Source organism: Embleya sp. NPDC025285 (assembly GCF_055558835.1).
In genome coordinates this window covers 1-1,460 of sequence record NZ_JBVHLU010000295.1, presented here as the reverse complement: position 1 = coordinate 1,460, position 1,460 = coordinate 1, and the positions used below count along the sequence as shown (strand labels likewise).

The window sequence follows — 1,460 nt, the reverse complement described above, 5'->3', positions numbered from 1 at the left end:
CACCGACACACCCACCACCAACCCGCCACCTCACTCGCCTGGGGACTCTGGACCGAAACCAGCGGAATCACCGACACGCTCGACGCCACCGACCGCAGCCGGATCCGGCGCTCCGGCCTCGCGCCGTTGAGCACCGCGCACGGGCTGGATCTGCTCGACCGGGCCTTGCTCCTGACCCAACCGACGGCGGTGCCGACCGCCTTCGACTCCCGCGCACTGCGCGACCAGGCCGACGCCGGAAACACTCCCGCCGTCCTTCGTGACCTGATCCGCGCCTCCGGCCGTCGTGCACAGGCGGCAGGCTCTCTGGGCGGATCTGCGCACGCCTCGACTTGGGTCGAGCGGCTCGCCGGACTCGCCGAAACGGACCGGACCCGGACGCTTCTGGAACTGGTCCGCGGGCAGGTGGCCGGTGTGCTGGGCCATCCGAGTCCGGACACGGTGGACGCCGAACGCCCTTTCAAAGACCTGGGCTTCGACTCGCTCACGGCAGTCGAGCTGCGCAATCGCCTCAGCACCGCGACGGGCCTGCGACTGACCGCCACACTCGTCTTCGACCACCCGACGCCGAGCGCGCTGGCCGCCCACCTCGGTCGCGAACTGTCGGACCGACCCGGCGCACGCGTACCCACTACGCCCACCCGCGCGACGGTGAGCCCGGATGAGCCGATCGCGATCGTGGCGATGAGCTGCCGCTACCCGGGCGGCGTCCGCACGCCCGAGGACCTGTGGCGACTGGTCGCCGAAGGCACCGACGCCATCGGCGAGTTCCCGACCGAGCGCGGCTGGGATCTGGAGACTCTGTACGACCCCGACCTGCAGCGCTCGAACACCAGCTACACGCGTCAGGGCGGATTCCTGTACGACGCGGCACGGTTCGATCCGGAGTTCTTCGGCATCAGCCCGCGCGAGGCACTGGCCACCGACCCACAACAACGGCTGCTCCTGGAGACCGCGTGGGAGGCCTTCGAACGGGCCGGGATCGACGCGGCCTCCGTACGGGGGAGCCGAACCGGTGTGTTCGCCGGTGTCATGTACAACGACTACGGCTCACGCCTGCATCTGAACGCGCCGGACGGCTTCGAGGGCTACATCGGCAACGGCAGCGCGGGGAGCGTCGCCACCGGTCGGGTGGCCTACACGTTCGGGTTCGAGGGTCCGGCGGTGACGGTGGACACCGCGTGCTCGTCCTCCCTCGTCGCGATCCACCTCGCCTCCCAGGCACTCCGGAACGGTGAATGCTCGCTGGCGCTCGCCGGTGGCGTCACCGTCATGGCCACCCCGTTGACCTTCGTCGAGTTCAGTCGGCAGCGGGCGTTGTCGCCCGACGGCCGCTGCAAGGCATTCTCCTCGACCGCCAACGGCACCGGCTGGGGCGAGGGCGTCGGCCTGCTCCTGCTCGAACGCCTCTCCGACGCCCAACGCAACGGCCACCCGGTCGTCGCCGTACTCCGCGGCTC

1 protein-coding gene is annotated in these 1,460 nt (G+C 70.5%); it reads left to right on the top strand.

Translation table 11 applies throughout. The features are described from left to right. The coding region (locus ACZ4FV_RS52325) for an acyl carrier protein (protein ID WP_465328533.1) at window positions 1-1,460 on the top strand (1,460 nt) is incomplete at both ends.